The organism is Streptomyces sp. Ru73 (assembly GCF_002920575.1).
GTDB lineage: Bacteria > Actinomycetota > Actinomycetes > Streptomycetales > Streptomycetaceae > Streptomyces.
On record NZ_PQSQ01000085.1, the window covers coordinates 20,173 to 34,963 of the forward strand.

Annotated in this window: 15 protein-coding genes; 7 read left to right on the plus strand and 8 right to left on the minus strand. The window is 73.8% G+C overall.

Features of this window, described 5'->3' with window-relative positions:
- The first annotated feature begins 191 nt into the window (after window positions 1-191).
- Window positions 192-917: a L,D-transpeptidase gene (locus C3486_RS28390; protein ID WP_103835632.1), complete on the plus strand. Its 726-nt coding sequence runs from the start codon at window positions 192-194 to the stop codon at window positions 915-917.
- Between the two features lie 106 nt (window positions 918-1,023).
- On the opposite strand, the gene C3486_RS28395 is transcribed toward C3486_RS28390, so the two are convergent.
- On the minus strand, window positions 1,024-2,163 hold the full coding sequence (locus C3486_RS28395) for an MFS transporter (RefSeq protein WP_219822259.1): 1,140 nt from the start codon (window positions 2,161-2,163) through the stop codon (window positions 1,024-1,026).
- A 126-nt stretch (window positions 2,164-2,289) separates the two neighbouring features.
- Between C3486_RS28395 and C3486_RS28400 the strand changes: the two genes are divergently transcribed.
- Window positions 2,290-3,063, plus strand: a complete 774-nt coding sequence (locus C3486_RS28400; protein ID WP_103835634.1) for a helix-turn-helix domain-containing protein — start codon at window positions 2,290-2,292, stop codon at window positions 3,061-3,063.
- Here the strand turns inward: C3486_RS28400 and C3486_RS28405 are convergent.
- Window positions 3,057-4,544 carry an aromatic amino acid ammonia-lyase gene (locus tag C3486_RS28405; protein WP_103835635.1) on the minus strand — a complete coding sequence of 496 codons (1,488 nt, stop codon included), beginning with the start codon at window positions 4,542-4,544 and terminating at the stop codon, window positions 3,057-3,059. The genes C3486_RS28400 and C3486_RS28405 overlap by 7 nt on opposite strands.
- A gap of 171 nt (window positions 4,545-4,715) precedes the next feature.
- Between C3486_RS28405 and C3486_RS28410 the strand changes: the two genes are divergently transcribed.
- Window positions 4,716-6,092 (plus strand): MFS transporter, encoded by a 1,377-nt coding sequence (locus C3486_RS28410; RefSeq protein ID WP_103835636.1) that lies wholly within the window; start codon window positions 4,716-4,718, stop codon window positions 6,090-6,092.
- Between the two features lie 31 nt (window positions 6,093-6,123).
- Here C3486_RS28410 and C3486_RS28415 read toward each other — a convergent pair whose 3' ends face one another.
- Entirely contained in the window at window positions 6,124-6,777 is a 654-nt protein-coding gene (locus C3486_RS28415; protein ID WP_103835645.1) for a formylglycine-generating enzyme family protein, read from the minus strand.
- Between the two features lie 380 nt (window positions 6,778-7,157).
- Here C3486_RS28415 and C3486_RS28420 point away from each other — a divergent pair, with 380 nt between their 5' ends.
- The gene (locus C3486_RS28420; protein WP_103835637.1) at window positions 7,158-7,826 is read left to right on the plus strand and encodes an ANTAR domain-containing protein; all 669 of its coding nucleotides are present in this window, start codon (window positions 7,158-7,160) and stop codon (window positions 7,824-7,826) included.
- A 140-nt stretch (window positions 7,827-7,966) separates the two neighbouring features.
- Here the strand turns inward: C3486_RS28420 and C3486_RS28425 are convergent, their stop codons facing one another.
- Together C3486_RS28425 and C3486_RS28430 are read right to left on the minus strand one after the other, a co-directional pair.
- Window positions 7,967-8,455, minus strand: a complete 489-nt coding sequence (locus tag C3486_RS28425) for a DUF2267 domain-containing protein (RefSeq protein WP_258053038.1) — start codon at window positions 8,453-8,455, stop codon at window positions 7,967-7,969.
- Between the two features lie 53 nt (window positions 8,456-8,508).
- On the minus strand, window positions 8,509-8,940 hold the full coding sequence (locus C3486_RS28430) for an Hsp20/alpha crystallin family protein (RefSeq protein WP_103835638.1): 432 nt from the start codon (window positions 8,938-8,940) through the stop codon (window positions 8,509-8,511).
- 153 nt (window positions 8,941-9,093) lie between these two features.
- Here C3486_RS28430 and C3486_RS28435 point away from each other — a divergent pair, with 153 nt between their 5' ends.
- A complete protein-coding gene (locus C3486_RS28435) occupies window positions 9,094-9,786 on the plus strand; it encodes a type III effector protein (RefSeq protein WP_103835639.1) in 693 nt (230 codons plus the stop codon).
- Window positions 9,787-9,807: 21 nt separating this feature from the next.
- Here C3486_RS28435 and C3486_RS28440 read toward each other — a convergent pair whose 3' ends face one another.
- Together C3486_RS28440 and C3486_RS28445 are read right to left on the minus strand one after the other, a co-directional pair.
- Window positions 9,808-10,386 carry a TetR/AcrR family transcriptional regulator gene (locus C3486_RS28440; protein ID WP_103835640.1) on the minus strand — a complete coding sequence of 193 codons (579 nt, stop codon included), beginning with the start codon at window positions 10,384-10,386 and terminating at the stop codon, window positions 9,808-9,810.
- 49 nt (window positions 10,387-10,435) lie between these two features.
- A complete protein-coding gene (locus tag C3486_RS28445) occupies window positions 10,436-11,872 on the minus strand; it encodes an amidase (protein WP_103835647.1) in 1,437 nt (478 codons plus the stop codon).
- A gap of 431 nt (window positions 11,873-12,303) precedes the next feature.
- Here C3486_RS28445 and C3486_RS28450 point away from each other — a divergent pair, with 431 nt between their 5' ends.
- Window positions 12,304-13,212 carry an MBL fold metallo-hydrolase gene (locus C3486_RS28450; RefSeq protein ID WP_103835641.1) on the plus strand — a complete coding sequence of 303 codons (909 nt, stop codon included), beginning with the start codon at window positions 12,304-12,306 and terminating at the stop codon, window positions 13,210-13,212.
- A 118-nt stretch (window positions 13,213-13,330) separates the two neighbouring features.
- The gene (locus C3486_RS28455) at window positions 13,331-13,927 is read left to right on the plus strand and encodes a dihydrofolate reductase family protein (RefSeq protein ID WP_103835642.1); all 597 of its coding nucleotides are present in this window, start codon (window positions 13,331-13,333) and stop codon (window positions 13,925-13,927) included.
- 110 nt (window positions 13,928-14,037) lie between these two features.
- Here the strand turns inward: C3486_RS28455 and C3486_RS28460 are convergent.
- Window positions 14,038-14,791 (minus strand): class I SAM-dependent methyltransferase (locus C3486_RS28460; RefSeq protein WP_103835643.1); only part of this gene is annotated, 754 nt, incomplete at its 5' end.

Below are 14,791 nucleotides of genomic sequence, written 5' to 3' on the forward strand. Positions count from 1 at the left end.
AGCGGAGCCGTCGAGTCCGGAACCGGCCGCGGTGACCAATTGGGCAGCCATGTTCGGGAATTGTGGATTTTGCGGGCCGTTCGACATCTACTGTGAAGAGGTGATGACTCATGAGGCGTGCAAGGCCCCAGCCGTCGCACACACATCCGTAGGGGGACGCCGGAACGGTGTCGGGACGAGAGTGGTGATCCATGGGAAGTGTGACCAACCGAATACCTCGCGGACGACGCGGGATCGCCTACGCGGCGGCGGCAGGACTCCTGTCGCCGCTGCTCGTGGTCGGGCTGCCGGCGGCGGGCGCACAGGCCGCCGACGGCTCTTGGTGCGGTGGCCTGCAAGGGCCGTACCAGAAGCAGGCCGAGAGGTTCCTCGGCCGGAAAGCGGACGGCAGACAGTCGGTCGGTGACTGCCGGGCCATCCGGGACTTCCAGCGTGCGCACGGCATTTACCCGCAGTACGGGTACGCGGGGCCGGTCACCTGGGACGTGATGAAGCTGGTGAAGCAGCAGAAGGCGGCCGGCACGAACCCGAACAGGGCGGGCCGCTGCCCGGTCAACAAGGGCCGCATCGCGTGCGTGGACCTGACCCGGCAGCTCAGCTGGATCCAGGACGGCCGCAAGCTGGTCAAGGGGCCGGTGCCGGTGCGCACGGGGCGCAACAAGCACGAGACGCGTACCGGACTGCACCGGGTCTACTGGAAGCACAAGGACCACGTCTCCTCGCTGTACGACGTGCCCATGCCGTACAGCCAGTTCTTCGACGGCGGAGAGGCGTTCCACGCCATCGACGGCAGTGTGTGGTCGGCGCCGGGTTCGCACGGCTGCGTCAACATGCGGCTCTCCGACGCGAAGAGCTACTGGAAGCTGCTGCGGACCGGCGACGAGGTCTACGTGTACGGGCGCAAGGCCGGGACCTGAGGTCGCCGGATGCCGGAGGCGGGCCGTAGGTCCGAGGCCGGTGCCCCGTGGTCCGGAACCGGTGGCCGTGGGCCGTCCCGACGGGTCGGGACGGCCCACACGCGTGTCACGGCCGGGAGAGCGCGGGCTCCCGCAGAGAGCGCAGGAGGAGCCGGCCGACGGCGGGGAGGCCGATCAGCGGTGCGAGGGCGGTCTGCAGGGTGGTGGCGTCCGCGAGGGCGCCGAGCAGCGGGCCGGCGAGGCCGCCGATGCTGACGGTCAGGCCCAGGGTGACGCCGCTCGCGGTGCCCATGCGCCGCGGCAGGTAGTCCTGGCCGAGGGTGACGTGCAGGGAGAACGGCACGTACAGGCCGGCCGAGGCGAGGGCGACGCACACGTAGAGCAGCGGGCCCGGCACGAGGACCACGCCGGCCACGGCGAGGACGGTCAGCGCGTAGGACCACTGGACGACGGGGATGCGGCCGTAGCGCGTGGCGAGCTTTCCGCCCGCGACGGTGCCCACGGCGCCGCCGAGGTAGAGCACGAACAGGGCGGCCGTGCCGGAGGCTTCGCCGCCGCCGGTGCGCTGGCGCGCGTACAGCGAGATGAAGGTGCTGAGGCCGACGAAGACGACCGAGCGGCACACGATGGCGCCCGACAGCTTCACGAAGGAGGCCCAGTCGTCCCGGGCCGCTGCCGGGCTCTCCCCGCCCGTTCCCGGTCCGCCCGCGGCCGCCGGCCGGGTGCCGGTGGCCGTCTTCCGCAGGGCGGCCACGCACACCGCAGCGCCGGCGAGGGCGGGGACGACGAGGAGCGGTGAGGCGCGCAGGCCGCCGGTGGCGATCACGGCGGAGACCAGCAGGGGCGCGGTGGCGAAGCCGAGGTTGCCGCCGAGGGAGAACCAGCCCATCGCGGTGTGGCTGCCGCGGGCCGCGCCGCGTGCCACGCGGGCGGCCTCCGGGTGGTAGGCGGCGACCCCGACGCCGGACACCGCGACGGCCGCCAGGCTCAGTGCGTACGCGTCGAAGATCCCGGCGAGGGCGACTCCGGCGCCGCCCGTCAGGGTGCTCACCGGCAGCAGCCAGGGCATGGCCCACTTGTCGGTGAGCGCGCCGAACAGGGGCTGCACGACCGAGGACAGGACGGAGGCGGCGAGGACGAGCCCGGAGGCGGCGGCGTAGGTGTAGGCGCGTTCGGCGACGAAGTACGGCACGAGGGCGGCCACCGCGCCCTGGTAGACGTCCACGCAGGCATGGCCGGTGGCCAGCAGCGCGAGGGGGCCGTTGCGGCGGGTGCGGCGTACGGTGCGTTCGCCGGGTGCGGTCTGATGCGTCGTCACCCCGTCATCGTCGCCATCGCAGGTGCTGGCGCGCTTCCGATAACATGCCAAGCCATGCCGGAAATCCGCCACACTCCCGAGGCGCCCACCGTGACCCGGGTGCTGGCTCCCGGGGAGTCGATCGACGCGCACCGCCACGACGACCACCAGATCATTTACGCGGGTTCGGGCGTGGTGGCCGTCACCACCGAGGCCGGTACCTGGTTCGCGCCCGGCACCCAGGCCATCTGGGTACCGGCCGGCTGCGTCCACGCCCACCGCGCCCACGGGCACCTCGCGCTGCACCTGCTGGGCCTCGCGCCCGACGCCAACCCCCTCGGCCTGGCGGCCCCGACCGTCCTCGCCGTCGACCCCCTGCTGCGCGAGCTGATCCTCGCCTGCACCCGCGGGCCGCAGACCGGCACGCCCGAGCGGCGGCGGCTGCGCGCCGTCCTGCTGGACCGGCTGCGCGCCTCGCCCCAGCAGCCGCTGCAGCTGCCGGCGCCCGCCGACCCCCGGCTCGTGGCCGTCTGCGACCTGCTGTACGAGGACCCGGCCGACCCGCGGACGCTGGCCGCCCTGGGCGCGGTGGTGGGCGCCGGCGAACGGACGCTCAGCCGCCTCTTCCGCCGCGAGCTGGGCATGACGTTCCCGCAGTGGCGGACCCGGCTGCGGCTGTATCACGCGCTGCGGATGCTGGCGGACGGCCTGCCGGTGACGGCGGTGGCACACCGCTGCGGCTGGTCCTCGACCAGCGCCTTCATCGACGTCTTCCGCCGTGCCTTCGGGCACACGCCGGGCACGCACGGCCGGGGCGCGCAGCCGCCGCCGGCAGCCGCCCGTCAGTAGTCGGCGAAGTCCCCGATCAGGGTCTCGGCCCACTCGATCTCGCCGCTGAGCGGGTGGTCCTCCTCGACGTACGGCAGCTGCTCGGCGACCGCGGCGAAGGCGCGGGCCACCGGCGCGTCCGGCAGGGTGGCGTCGGCCAGGCGCAACGCCCGTACCGCGCCGATGAGTTCGCAGGCGAGCACCGTGCGGTAGGCGGCGACGGCCGCGGTGGTGCTGCGGGCCGCCTGGGTGGAGAAGCTGGCGTGGTCCTCCAGGCCGCGCGAGATCACGGCGGTGCCGAGGGTGACCGGCGCCGCGGCGTGCCGGAGCTGGCCGAGCGCGTCGTGCGCGACGTACTCCAGGATCATGATGCCGGAACTGCCCGCCGGGCCCGCCGCCAGGAACGGCGGCAGGCCGGTGAGGTCGGGTTCGACCAGGTCGCTCAGGCGTGCGGCGGAGAGTTCGGCGGCGTGGTGCAGCGCGGCGCGCAGTCCGTCCAGCGCGAGGGCGAGGTAGGCGGTGGAGAACTGGCCGTGGTGGTGTACCTGTTCGCCGTCGATGTCGATGAGCGGGTTCTCGGCGGCGGCGTTGACGTCGATGGTCAGTACGCGTTCCAGTGCGTCGGCCGCGTCCAGCGCGGGACCGTGCACCTGCGGGAAGGCCCGCAGCCCGAAGGGGTCCTGGAGGCGCCGCCCGGCCGGTGCGTCGGGGCCCAGCGCGAGGATGCGGCGCATCTCGGCGGCGCAGTGCAGCGAGCCATGGTGCGGGCGCGCGGCATGCACCACCTCGGAGAACGCCTCGGGCGAGCCGCCCAGCGCGCTGTAGGAGAGCGCGGTGATGACGTGGCTCGCGCGCAGCAGCCGGCTCAGGTCGTGCCAGGCGAGTACGGATTCGGCGAGCGTGACGGCGTTGCTGGAGATGAAGGCCAGCGCGTCGCCGGGGCTGATCGGAACCGGGGCCGGCCCGCCCTTCGCCCAGGGCCGTTCGCCGGCGAGGGTCAGGGCGACCTCGGCGAGGGTGGTGAGGTCGCCGGTGCCGATGGCGCCGCGGGTGTGCAGCGAGGGCAGGGCGTCCTCGCGGAGTGCGGTTTCGAGGCCGCGGAGCAGCCGGGGGTGCACGCCGCTGCCCGCCGCGGCCAGTTGGTTCAGGCGGACCAGCAGTCCGGCGCGTACCACGTCGTCGGGGAGCCGGTCGCCGCTGCCGCCCGCGTGGCTGCGCAGCAGCCGCAGGCCGTGCTGGTCGACGGCGTCCGGGGTGACGACGGCGTGCCGGTTGGCGCCGACGCCGGTGGTCCGTCCGTACACGGCGCGCTTGGCGCCGCTGTCGCGGGCGATCTCGTACGCCCGGCCGGCGCGTTCGAGTGCTTCGCCGGCGAGTTGCACGGGGGTGCCGTGCCGTGCGACCCGCACGATGTCGGCGCAGGTCAGGTCGGTACCGTTGACGTCGAGTGGTGCCCTGAGGGGAGTTGCGGGGGAAGCGGTGGAGGTGGCGCGGTCCGGCATGAAGCTCCCTTGACAAGAACTTATTCATCTCGCAGGGTGCATGAAACTCTCCATTCGCAATCTTGGCAAGAGCAGTTTCCGCGGGCCGCTGCCCAGCGGCCGTGCGCCCTCCCTCCCGCCCGACGCCCCGGCGTGACCGCGGCGTCCCCAGATCGGAGTGCTTGTCGAGCCATGCCGGAAGACCGGACCCTCACCCCAGCCGCTTCCCGGGCCGATTGCGCCGCCGCACCGGAACGCGCAGCCCCGACCGACACCTTCGACGACGCCCCCCTCAACCGCTTCCACCTCAAGATCACGGCACTGACGTTCGGCGCCAACTTCTCCGACGGCTACCAGCTGGGCATCATCGGCATCGCGCTCACCGCCATCGCCCCGCAGATGCACCTCGGCTCGCTGTGGCAGGGGCTGATGGGCGCCTCGGCCCTCATCGGCGTCTTCGCCGGCAGCATCGTCATCGGCTGGGCCGCCGACCGCATGGGGCGGCAGCGCCTCTACATGCTGGACTTCCTGCTGATCGCCGTCGCGTCCGTCCTGCAGTTCTTCGTCAGCAGCCCTGAGCAGCTGTTCGTGCTGCGCCTCCTCATCGGCTTCGGCATCGGCGCCGACTACGCGCTCGGGCCCACGCTCGTCGCCGAGTTCGTACCCCGCCGCTACCGGGGCGGCCTGCTGGCCTCGCTGACCTGCCTGTGGACCGTCGGCTACATCGCCGCCTTCTTCTTCGGCACGTACCTCATCGGGCTCGGCGGCGACTCCTGGCGCTGGCTCCTGCTCAGCAGCGCGGTCCCGGCCGTCGTGGTCCTGCTGCTGCGGCTCGGCACGCCCGAGTCACCGCGCTGGCTGCTCAGCAAGGGGCGGACCGACGAGGCCCGGCAGGTGGTCGCCCGCTTCGTCGGCAGCCACGTCGACTTCGACACCTTCGCGGCACAGCAGCCGGCCACCACCCAGCGGGCCGGCTCCTACCGTGAGCTGTTCGGCCGCGAGCACTGGCGGAACACGGCGTTCGGCGTGCTCTTCTACAACTGCCAGGTCATCCCGTACTTCGCGATCTACACCTTCCTGCCGCTGGTGCTGGTCAAGATCCAGCTCGACGGGGACGACTTCCTGAGCGAAGCGCTGCTCAACTTCTTCCTGCTGCTCGGCGGCGTCGCCGGGCTGTGGCTGGTGGCCCGGCTGACCCGGCGGCGGCTCACCATCGGTTCGTTCGTCGTCCTCGCGCTGTCGCTCGCACCCATGGGCATCTGGCCGGACGCGCCGGCCCTGCTGCTCTTCCCGCTGTTCCTGGTCTTCACCTTCACCATGTCGGCGGCGACCAACCTCGACCAGGTGTACCCGCCGGAGCTGTTCCCCACCGAGCTGCGCAGTTCGGGAGTGGGCCTGCTGAACGGCATGAGCCGGATCGGCTCCGCCATCGGCACCTTCCTGCTGCCGGTCAGCCTCGGTTCGCTCGGCTTCGCGCCGACGATGACGGCGCTCGCCGGCGTCCTGGTGATCGGCGCGGTGGTCTCCGTGCTGTGGGCCCCGGAGACCAGCGGCACGGCACTGGACTGAGCGCGGACGCACGGCCTCGCACGGTCCGGTCCTAGTGGCCGGACCGTGCGAGGCGGAACCCCACGTCGTCGACCCGGAAGTCCGGGTGGCTGCGGCGGCGGGCCGAGGCCCGGCAGCTCCAGTGCTCATCGAACCAGCCGCCGCCGCGCAGCACCCGGTACGTGCCGTAGACCTCGGGGTCGTAGAAGTCCCCGCACCAGTTCCAGACGTTGCCGAGCATGTCGTGCAGGCCCCACGCGTTGGGGCGCTTGCCGCCCACGTCGTGACTGCGCTCCTGGCTGTTGCCGCGGTACCAGGCGATCTCGTCGAGCGGCCCGTAGTGCGGCCCGGTCGTCCCGGCGCGGCAGGCGTGCTCCCACTCGGCCTCGGCCGGCAGCCGGTACCCGTCGGCCGAGGCGTCCAGGTCCGCCTCGGGACCGTCGCCGCCCTCCCGGAAGCGGTAGGCCGGCGTGAGCCCGTCCCGGCGGGAGAGCGCGTTGCAGAACCGGACCGCGTCCCACCAGGAGACGCCCTCGACGGGCCGCCGGTCCCCCCGCGCAGCGCTCGGCCGCCGGCCCGTGACCTCCGCGTACAGCGCCTGGGTGACGGGGTACGCCGCGAGCCGGTACGGCGTGAGCGCGACCGTCCAGCTGCGCTGCGTCCGCCGGTCCGACAGCGTCACCCGCCCCGGCGGGACGGCCACCATCTCGTCCCCCACGCGCTCCCCCACAGCCACTTCTGCCCCCTTGGCCCCACCCGCGGTGGAGCACATTGCATTTTTCTGCGCAGCGGGTTTCCCGCCGGCCGGTACTCATGATCTCCTGTCTCGTCAGCGGGCGGGAGTTCTCCGGTTGGGAAGTAGCCGGCCCCGCCCCGTGCCGGGCTGCGGCGGGACCTCCCTCGGGCCCGCGCACCGTGCTGCCCGGCCGCCGAGGCCGCCTTTTCCCGACAGTCACCACCGGCTTGAGGTCACAGGCCACCCAGGGCTCCACGCCGGGCCGCCCCTCCTCCCACGAGCACGACGGCCCGGCCGGGCACCCGCCGGTGAGGCGTCAGCGGCCGGCGGCGGACGAGGGAGGGACGACAGTGCCAGAGGGTTACCCGGCCACCGGGCCGGCCATGGCCGACTGCCTGCGGAAGGTCGCGGCCGGCGGGCTGCCGCTGCGGGAATGCGCCGAAGCGCTGGGCCTGGACGGCCTGGCACTGCTGCTCGCCTCCGACACGGGCCTGCCGGAGCCGCTGCACCTCCACGGTCCGCTGGCCCGGCCGCTGGAGGACCTGCAGCTGGTGCACGGGGAGGGCCCCGGCTGGGACGCGGCGCAGCGCGGCACCACGCTGTTCGTTCCCGATCTGTCCGCGCCGGCGGTCACCCGCTGGCCCGGCCTGACGCCGGCCGTCCAGGACCTCGGCGTGCGGGCGGTCTTCGCCTTCCCGATGCGCATCGCCACGGTCAGGATCGGGGCGCTCCTCGGCCACCGGCGGGCGCCGGGTCTCATGACGCCACGTCAGCTCCGGGACGCACGGGCCTTTGCCGGGGCCGCGGCGCACGCCACCCTGCAGCGGAACGGATGGCTCACCGACCGGGCCGGGCTGCCGTTCGCCGCGGTCCACGAGGCGACCGGTGCCCTCGTGGAACGGCTCGGCGTCTCCCCGGAGTACGCGCTGCTGCGGCTGCGCAGCCACGCCTTCCGCCACGACCGCTCCCTGCTGGACACCGCCCGTGCCGTGCTCGGCGGCGGTCTGGACGACGTATGAGGCGGTGAACTGCCGTACGGGGTGCGGAGAACGGCGGAAGACGGTGCGGACGGCGGAGCGGGCGCTCCGCCGTCCTGGCGCGGGCCGACCGTGGTGCGGGGAGGCCGTGGCGCGGCAACAGCGGTGGTGCGGCGGTTTTCTCAGGCCGCCTGGGGTACGGCCGTACGGGTGTCCGCCGCGGGCCGCTCGGCCCGCTCGACCGGCCGGGGGATCTCGGGCCGGCCGAACAAGGGGGCGTAGCCGGAGGGGAGATGGGCCAGGATGCGGTCCAGGAGGTCACGGCCGGCCAGGGCGGCCACCGTGGTGAGGACGGCACCGGTGTCCCAGCGGCAGGTGGCCGGGCTGCCGCCGGTGCGGGCGGCGAGGTCCTTCACGAAGCCCCAGCCGGTGAGCGGTTCGAACTGCGGGATCTGTGCCGTGAACGTCATGGCGGCCTCCAGCGGCAGCCGGGCGGCCAGTTCGACGCGCTCGTCACCGGTCAGCTGCCGGCCCAGCGCCGCGAGCACGGCCTGGACGGCTTCCTCGGCCCTCTCCCGGGTGGGATAGGCGCCTTCGTACCGGACCTTCTCCAGCATCTGACGGTACGTCATCACCGTGTCACGCCGGTCCGGGGCAGACTGGGGGTGCATCGCTGCAGCAGTCACCTTTCTCGTGATCGTGATCCGTCGTGCCCGTATCGCGTTCAGCTGGAGAGCTGCTTGTCCGAAGCGCTCCCGCGGATGGCGATCCTGCGGGGCTTGGCGCGCTCGGTGATCGGGATGCGCAGCGTCAGCACCCCGGCGTCGTAGTCGGCCGTGATGTTCTCGGCGTCGAGGGTGTCGGCCAGGGCCAGCCGGCGGGAGAACACGCCCAGCGTCCGCTCGGAGACGTCCAGCTGGACCTTCTCGCCCTCCGCCGTGGGCCGGCGCTCGGCCTTGACCGTCAGCATGTTGCGGTCGACGTCGATCTCGATCGCCTCCGGCGACACACCGGGCAGGTCGAAGGCCACCACGTACGTGTCGTCCTCGCGGTACGCGTCCATCGGCATCGGGGCCGGGCGCGACCAGGTGCCGGAACCCATGAGGTGCTGGGCGAGCCGGTCGAACTCACGGAAGGGGTCAGTGCGCATCAACATGGGAGTAACACCTCCAGAAGGCTCAGGCAGTTGGTGCCAATGCGCTTCACCTGCATCTGGTTGTAGCATGTCATCCATCCGATGACAAACGAGATGTCGTCCATACGATGACAGCCTGAAGCCGACGACGGTGCCGCCGAGGAGAAGAAGCTCATGTCCCCCGCCGATCACCCCGTCCCGGACGCCGCCGGGGCCACGCCCCACGACCCCACGAGTCCGGCCTCCTTCCTCGCCGCAGCGGCGGCGCTGGAGACCATCAAGAACGCCGTGCGCACCGCCCGGCGCAGCGACGCCGAGCCGCCGCCCTCCCCCGAGGAGGGCCCGGAGCAGGCACTGGCCGCACTCATGCTGCTGCGTGAGGTCCGCGAGGAGCTCGCCGGCTGGGAGACCGGCCTGATCGAAACGGCCCGGCAGGCCGGCGCGAGCTGGGCGGACCTCGCCGAGCCGCTGGGCGTCGCCAGCCGGCAGGCCGCCGAGCGCCGCTACCTGCGACAGCGCCCCGGCCCCGCCGGCAGCACCGGCGAGCAGCGGGTCCAGGCCACCCGTGACCAGCGCGCGGCCGACCGCAGCGTCACCGCGTGGGCGCGCGGCAATGCCGCCGACCTCCGCCGGCTGGCCGGCCAGGTCGCCGCCCTCACCGACCTCCCGGCCGCGTCCCGCGCACCCCTGGACCGGCTCAACCAGGCGCTCGGGCACGACGACCCGGCCGCCCTGCTCGACCCGCTGACCGCCACCCGGCCGCACCTCCGGCGGCGCCATGCCGACCTGGCGGCCCGCATCGACACGCTGGCCGACCGGACCGACCAGCTGCGCGACGACAGCAACAGCCGGCGCCGTACCACCTGACGGCGCCGGCCGGAGCCTCTGCTAGCGCGCGTCCTCCGACGGGAAGCGGGCGAGGACGGTACGGGCCAGGCCGCGGGCGTAGTCGGCGTCCAGCAGGCCGGGCCGGAAGAGGATGCGGTACATCATCGGCGCCACCAGGTGGTCGAGGACCGTCTCCACGTCGGGAGCGGCCTCGCCCCGCCCGGCGGCGCGGTCGAGGAGCACGGCGACCTGCTCGGCGGCGTACGCCGAGCACTGGCCTGCGTTGCCGCCCTCCCGGTCCCCGGCGAGCGCGTCCTGGATGTAGGCGCGCCCGGCCGCCGAGGACATCTCCTCGAGCCACTCAACGGCCCAGGTCTCCAGGTCCTCGGCGAGGCTGCCGCAGTCGGCGGGCGGGCCCTCCGGGCGCAGCCGTTCCACCGCGACGTCGGACAGCAGTTCCTGGAGGTCGCCCCAGCGCCGGTAGATCGTCGAGGGGGTGACCTCGGCGCGCGACGCGATCAGCGGCACGGTGAGCGCGGCGCGCCCCCGCTCGGCTTCCAGTTCGCGTACGGCCCGGTGCACGGACTCCTGGACGCGTGCGCTGCGCCCGCCCGGGCGGGTCCTCGGCTTTGCTCCCATCCCCTCACCTTAACGCTGATTCTTTGCTTCAAGGCGGGCGCCCTGCCCGTCACGACGGGTCGGCGACCAGGGCGGGCCGCCGGTCCCCGGCCGGCGGGGCGGGCTGCCGGACCTCGGCCAGCGGCGCCGGCCCGACGGCCTGCTCGTACGCGTCCCCGGCGGCCAGCAGCGCCGCTTCGCCGTACGGCCGTCCGATCAGCTGCATGCCGATCGGCAGCCCGTCGCGGTCGGCGCCCACCGGCAGGGACAGGGCCGGCAGCCCGGTGACGTTCGCGGGCGCGCTGAGCCGTACATACGCGTCGGCCACCGACTCCGCCGAGCCGTCCGGCCAGGTGAACGCCTGCTGTCCGGTCAGCGCCGCGGTCGCCGGCACGGTCGGCGCCGCGATCAGGTCGACCCGCCCCAGCAGTTGTCCCCACTCCCGCCGCAGCAGCGTGCGGGCCCGCTGGGCACGTACGTGGTCGACGGCGGGCAGCAGCGCGCCCGCCTCCAGCAGCACGCGTACGTCGTCCCCGTACAGTTCGGGCGCGCCGCCCAGGTGCGTGGCGTGGTACGCGGTCGCCTCGGGGACCATCAGGCCCCAGTGCACGGCCTGGACGTACCGGTGCAGCGGGATCTCCACGTCCACCAGCCGGGCGCCGAGACCGGCCATGCGGTCCAGCGCGGCCCGCACGGCCGCCGCCACCTCCGGGTCCACCCGGTCGAAGTAGTAGTCGGCCGGGACACCGACACGGAGGCCGCGCAGGTCGCCGTCGCGCCGGCGGTGTTCCGGGCCGTCTTCGGGCGCCCGGCCGGCCGTGCCGCGGTCGGCGATCGCGGCCAGCACGAGAGCGGCGTCCCGCACCGTGCGCGTGATCGGGCCGACGTGGTCCAGCGACCAGGACAGCGCGGCCACCCCCTCGCCGGACACCAGTCCGTACGTCGGCTTCAGGCCGACCGTCCCGGTCAGCGCGGCCGGTACCCGGATCGAGCCGCCGGTGTCCGTGCCGAGCGCGAACGTCGCGGAACCGGCCGCCACCGCGGCGGCCGAGCCCCCGCTGGAGCCGCCCGGCACCCGGTCCAGAGCGCGGGGGTTGCGGGTCTGCGGCGTCGTCAGCCCGTAGGCGAACTCATGCGTGTGCGCCTTGCCCACGAGCACGGCGCCCGCCTGCTTCAGCAGCGCGGCGACGGTGGCGTCGCGGTCCGGCACCCGCCCCGCGCGGACGGCCGAGCCGGCCGCGGTCTCCACGCCCGCGGTGTCGATGAGGTCCTTGAGGGCCATGGGAATGCCGTGCAGCGGGCCGCGCCGCCGCCCGGCGGCGATCTCGCGCTCCGCCGCGGCGGCCTCCTCGCGCGCCCTGTCCGCCGTGACGGCCGCGTAGGCACTCACGAGTGGTTCGGTGTCCGCCAGGCGCGCGAGGACGGAGTCGGTCAGCTCCACCGGCGACAGGCTGCCGTCGCCGATCGCGCCGGCCGCCTCGGTGAGCGAGAGTTCGTAGGGCTGCACGACGGTCACCGTCCTTGGGGCGGTAGACGGCGGCGGGCGGCACGTCGGCCAGGTCGAGCTCCCGGAGGCGGCTCACCACGGCGAGGATGTGGTCGGCGGTGGCGGCGACGGCCGCGTGCCGGTCGTCGCGCAGCGGGACGCCGGCGCGCTCGGCCGCCTCGGCGGCGCCGCGCGGGGTGTGGGCAGGAAGGGACATGGCTGGTCTGCGTCCTTGTCGGAAAGAGGCAACGGAAGAGAAGGAGAGAAGGGAGGGCGCCCGGCGCGCATGCGCTGCCGCGCCGCTCGTCGAACGGGCGCCGTCGTGACGACCGTAAGCCGACACGACCACTAACGCAAACCATTTGCTTTAACGATTCGGCTGGCCTACCGTTAACGCAACATCTGCGCTTTAAGGTGCCGGCTCCACATCCTCCCCTCCCCCAAGGACTTCCATGCCCGACCCCATTTGGACCCTCGGCGACCTCACCGTCCACCGCATCGACGAGACCGAACTCCCGCCGGAGACCGGCCCCTGGCTGCTGCCCGGCGCCACCCCGGACGTGGTCGCCGCGGCCCCCTGGCTGCGCCCCGACTTCGCCCGGCCCGACCACCGGCTCCGCCTGGCCAGCCACTCCTTCGCCCTCCGCGCCGGCGGCCTGCGCATCCTCGTCGACACCGGCATCGGCAACGGCAAGGACCGCGCCAACCCCGCCTGGCACCACCTCGATACGGACTACCTCACCCGGCTCGAACAGGCCGGATTCCCGCCCGACTCCATCGACCTCGTCGTCCTCACCCACCTGCACACCGACCACGTCGGCTGGAACACCCGCTACCGCGACGGCGCGTGGGTGCCCACCTTCCCGCATGCCCGCTACCTGGTGGCGCGCGAGGAGTGGGCGTACTGGTCGGGCGTGGAACTGGACGCCGCGCGGCGCCAGATGTTCAGCGACTCGGTCCACCCGGTGCGCGACCACGGCCTGCTGGACCAGGTCGACGTCCCCGCCACGGGCACCGAGATCGCCCCCGGCGTCACCCTCGTACCGACACCGGGACACACCCCCGGACAGGTGGCCGTACGCCTGACGGACGGCGGGCGGTCGGCCCTGATCACCGGGGACTGCATCCACCACCCCGTCCAGCTCAACCGCCCCGGCCTGGCCAGCTGCGTCGACATCGACCCGGACCTGGCGGTGCGCACCCGCCGCGACCTGCTCGCCTCGCTCGCCGGCAGCGACACGCTCGTGCTCGGCAGCCACTTCCCGCCGCCCACCGCCGGCGTCGTGCGCCGCGACGGCTCCGGCTACCGCCTCGTCGCGGTTTCCGGTAATCCGCGCGCCGGGGCCGGACAGCGGCAATGATGGGCGCAGCACAGCAGTGCGAGCACCGGTTCTTCCGGACGGCACCGCGTCTCGGCACCGCACCGCATCTCAGCACCGCACCGGATCTTCAGAACAGCACAGAGGAGCGAGCAGCCCCATGCGCATCGTGGTCAGTGAGTTCATGAGCCTGGACGGCGTCGTACAGGCGCCGGGCGGACCGGAGGAGGACACCGACGGCGGGTTCGCGCACGGCGGCTGGTCGCATCCGTTCTTCGACGCCGAGGTGATGGGCCCCGCCCTCAACGACGCGATGGCCAGGACGGAGGCGCTGCTCTTCGGACGCCGCACCTGGCAGACGATGGCCGCGGCCTGGCCCGATCGGGCCGGCGATCCGTTCGCCGACCGGATGAACTCCCTGCCGAAGTACGTCGTGTCGCGCACGCTGGGCGACGCCGATCTGACCTGGCAGAACACCACCCTCATCCCGGGTGGCGAGGCCGTCGCGCGGATCCGGGAGCTGCGCGCGACCGAGGGCGGCGACCTGTGGATCATGGGCAGCCCGACGCTCGTCCGTACGCTGGTGGGCGAGGGCCTGGTCGACGAGCTGCTGCTGATGATCGAGCCGGTGCTCCTCGGCGGCGGCAAGCGGCTCTTCCCGGACGACGGCGCGCTGCGCACGCTCGAACTGGTCTCGTCCACCGTCACCGGCACGGGAGTGCACGTGTGCACCTACCGGCCCGCCGCCAAGGACTGACCGGCCGCGCCGCCCGGCAGTACTGACCGGCCGCACTGCCCGGCAGACTTGCCGGCCGCACCGCGGCCCCGCACGGCCGGGCGGCGCCACGGCGCCAGGGGCACCGGGGGTCAGGTGCGGACCGCCACCAGCAGATCGACCCGGTAGACCTCCTCCACCGAGCCCGCCGGGAAGAGTGCGCGCAGCCGTGCGCGTTCCTCGTCCACGAAGGAGCGGACGGACTCCGCGCCGAGGACGAGGAACGCCGAGTGGCTGGTGATGTTGGCCAGGTGCGTGTCCACCGGGACGGTGCGGGACCAGCGCAGCTCGCGGCGCATGAACCGCAGGCCGGGGCGTGCCAGTCCGGCGAGCCGGGCGGCGCGGTTGTCGTCGGGACGTTCCGCCGCGGCCGGTGTCACTCCGCAGTGGCGCGCGATGCGCTCGTTCTGCGCGGCGATCCACGGCACGTCGAGGGCGTTCATGTTCCACCACACCGCGAGCGCGCCGCCCGGCCGCAGCACGCGCAGCGCCTCGGGGACGGAGCGGCCGGTGTCGGTCCAGTGCCAGGACTGCGCGTAGGTGAGGAGGTCGCACGAGGCGTCGGCGAGGGGCAGGGCGTTGCCGTCGCCCCTGACCACGGGTACGCCGGGCAGCGCCCTGCTGAACTGAGCTGCCATGCCCGCGCCGGGCTCGACGGCGAGCACGTCGGCGCCGCGTTCGCGCAGCAGGGCCGTGGCGATGCCGGTGCCCGCGCCGATGTCGGCGACGCGGGCGCCGGCGAGGGGACGCCCCGTCAGTTCCTCCACCGTGTCCAGGACGGCGGGCGGGTAGGAGGGGCGGTTCGCGGCGTACTGGGCGGCGGCCGCGTTGAAGGAGTGGGCGCGC

Excerpts from the sequence above, each read along its gene's own strand:
- C3486_RS28390 (WP_103835632.1), top strand. The coding sequence starts at position 192 with ATGGGAAGTGTGACCAACCGAATACCTCGCGGACGACGCGGGATCGCC.
- C3486_RS28400 (WP_103835634.1), top strand. The coding sequence starts at position 2,290 with ATGCCGGAAATCCGCCACACTCCCGAGGCGCCCACCGTGACCCGGGTG.
- C3486_RS28405 (WP_103835635.1), bottom strand. The coding sequence starts at position 4,544 with ATGCCGGACCGCGCCACCTCCACCGCTTCCCCCGCAACTCCCCTCAGG.
- C3486_RS28410 (WP_103835636.1), top strand. The coding sequence starts at position 4,716 with ATGCCGGAAGACCGGACCCTCACCCCAGCCGCTTCCCGGGCCGATTGC.
- C3486_RS28415 (WP_103835645.1), bottom strand. The coding sequence starts at position 6,777 with ATGGTGGCCGTCCCGCCGGGGCGGGTGACGCTGTCGGACCGGCGGACG.
- C3486_RS28425 (WP_258053038.1), bottom strand. The coding sequence starts at position 8,455 with ATGCACCCCCAGTCTGCCCCGGACCGGCGTGACACGGTGATGACGTAC.
- C3486_RS28430 (WP_103835638.1), bottom strand. The coding sequence starts at position 8,940 with ATGTTGATGCGCACTGACCCCTTCCGTGAGTTCGACCGGCTCGCCCAG.
- C3486_RS28435 (WP_103835639.1), top strand. The coding sequence starts at position 9,094 with ATGTCCCCCGCCGATCACCCCGTCCCGGACGCCGCCGGGGCCACGCCC.
- C3486_RS28440 (WP_103835640.1), bottom strand. The coding sequence starts at position 10,386 with ATGGGAGCAAAGCCGAGGACCCGCCCGGGCGGGCGCAGCGCACGCGTC.
- C3486_RS28450 (WP_103835641.1), top strand. The coding sequence starts at position 12,304 with ATGCCCGACCCCATTTGGACCCTCGGCGACCTCACCGTCCACCGCATC.
- C3486_RS28455 (WP_103835642.1), top strand. The coding sequence starts at position 13,331 with ATGCGCATCGTGGTCAGTGAGTTCATGAGCCTGGACGGCGTCGTACAG.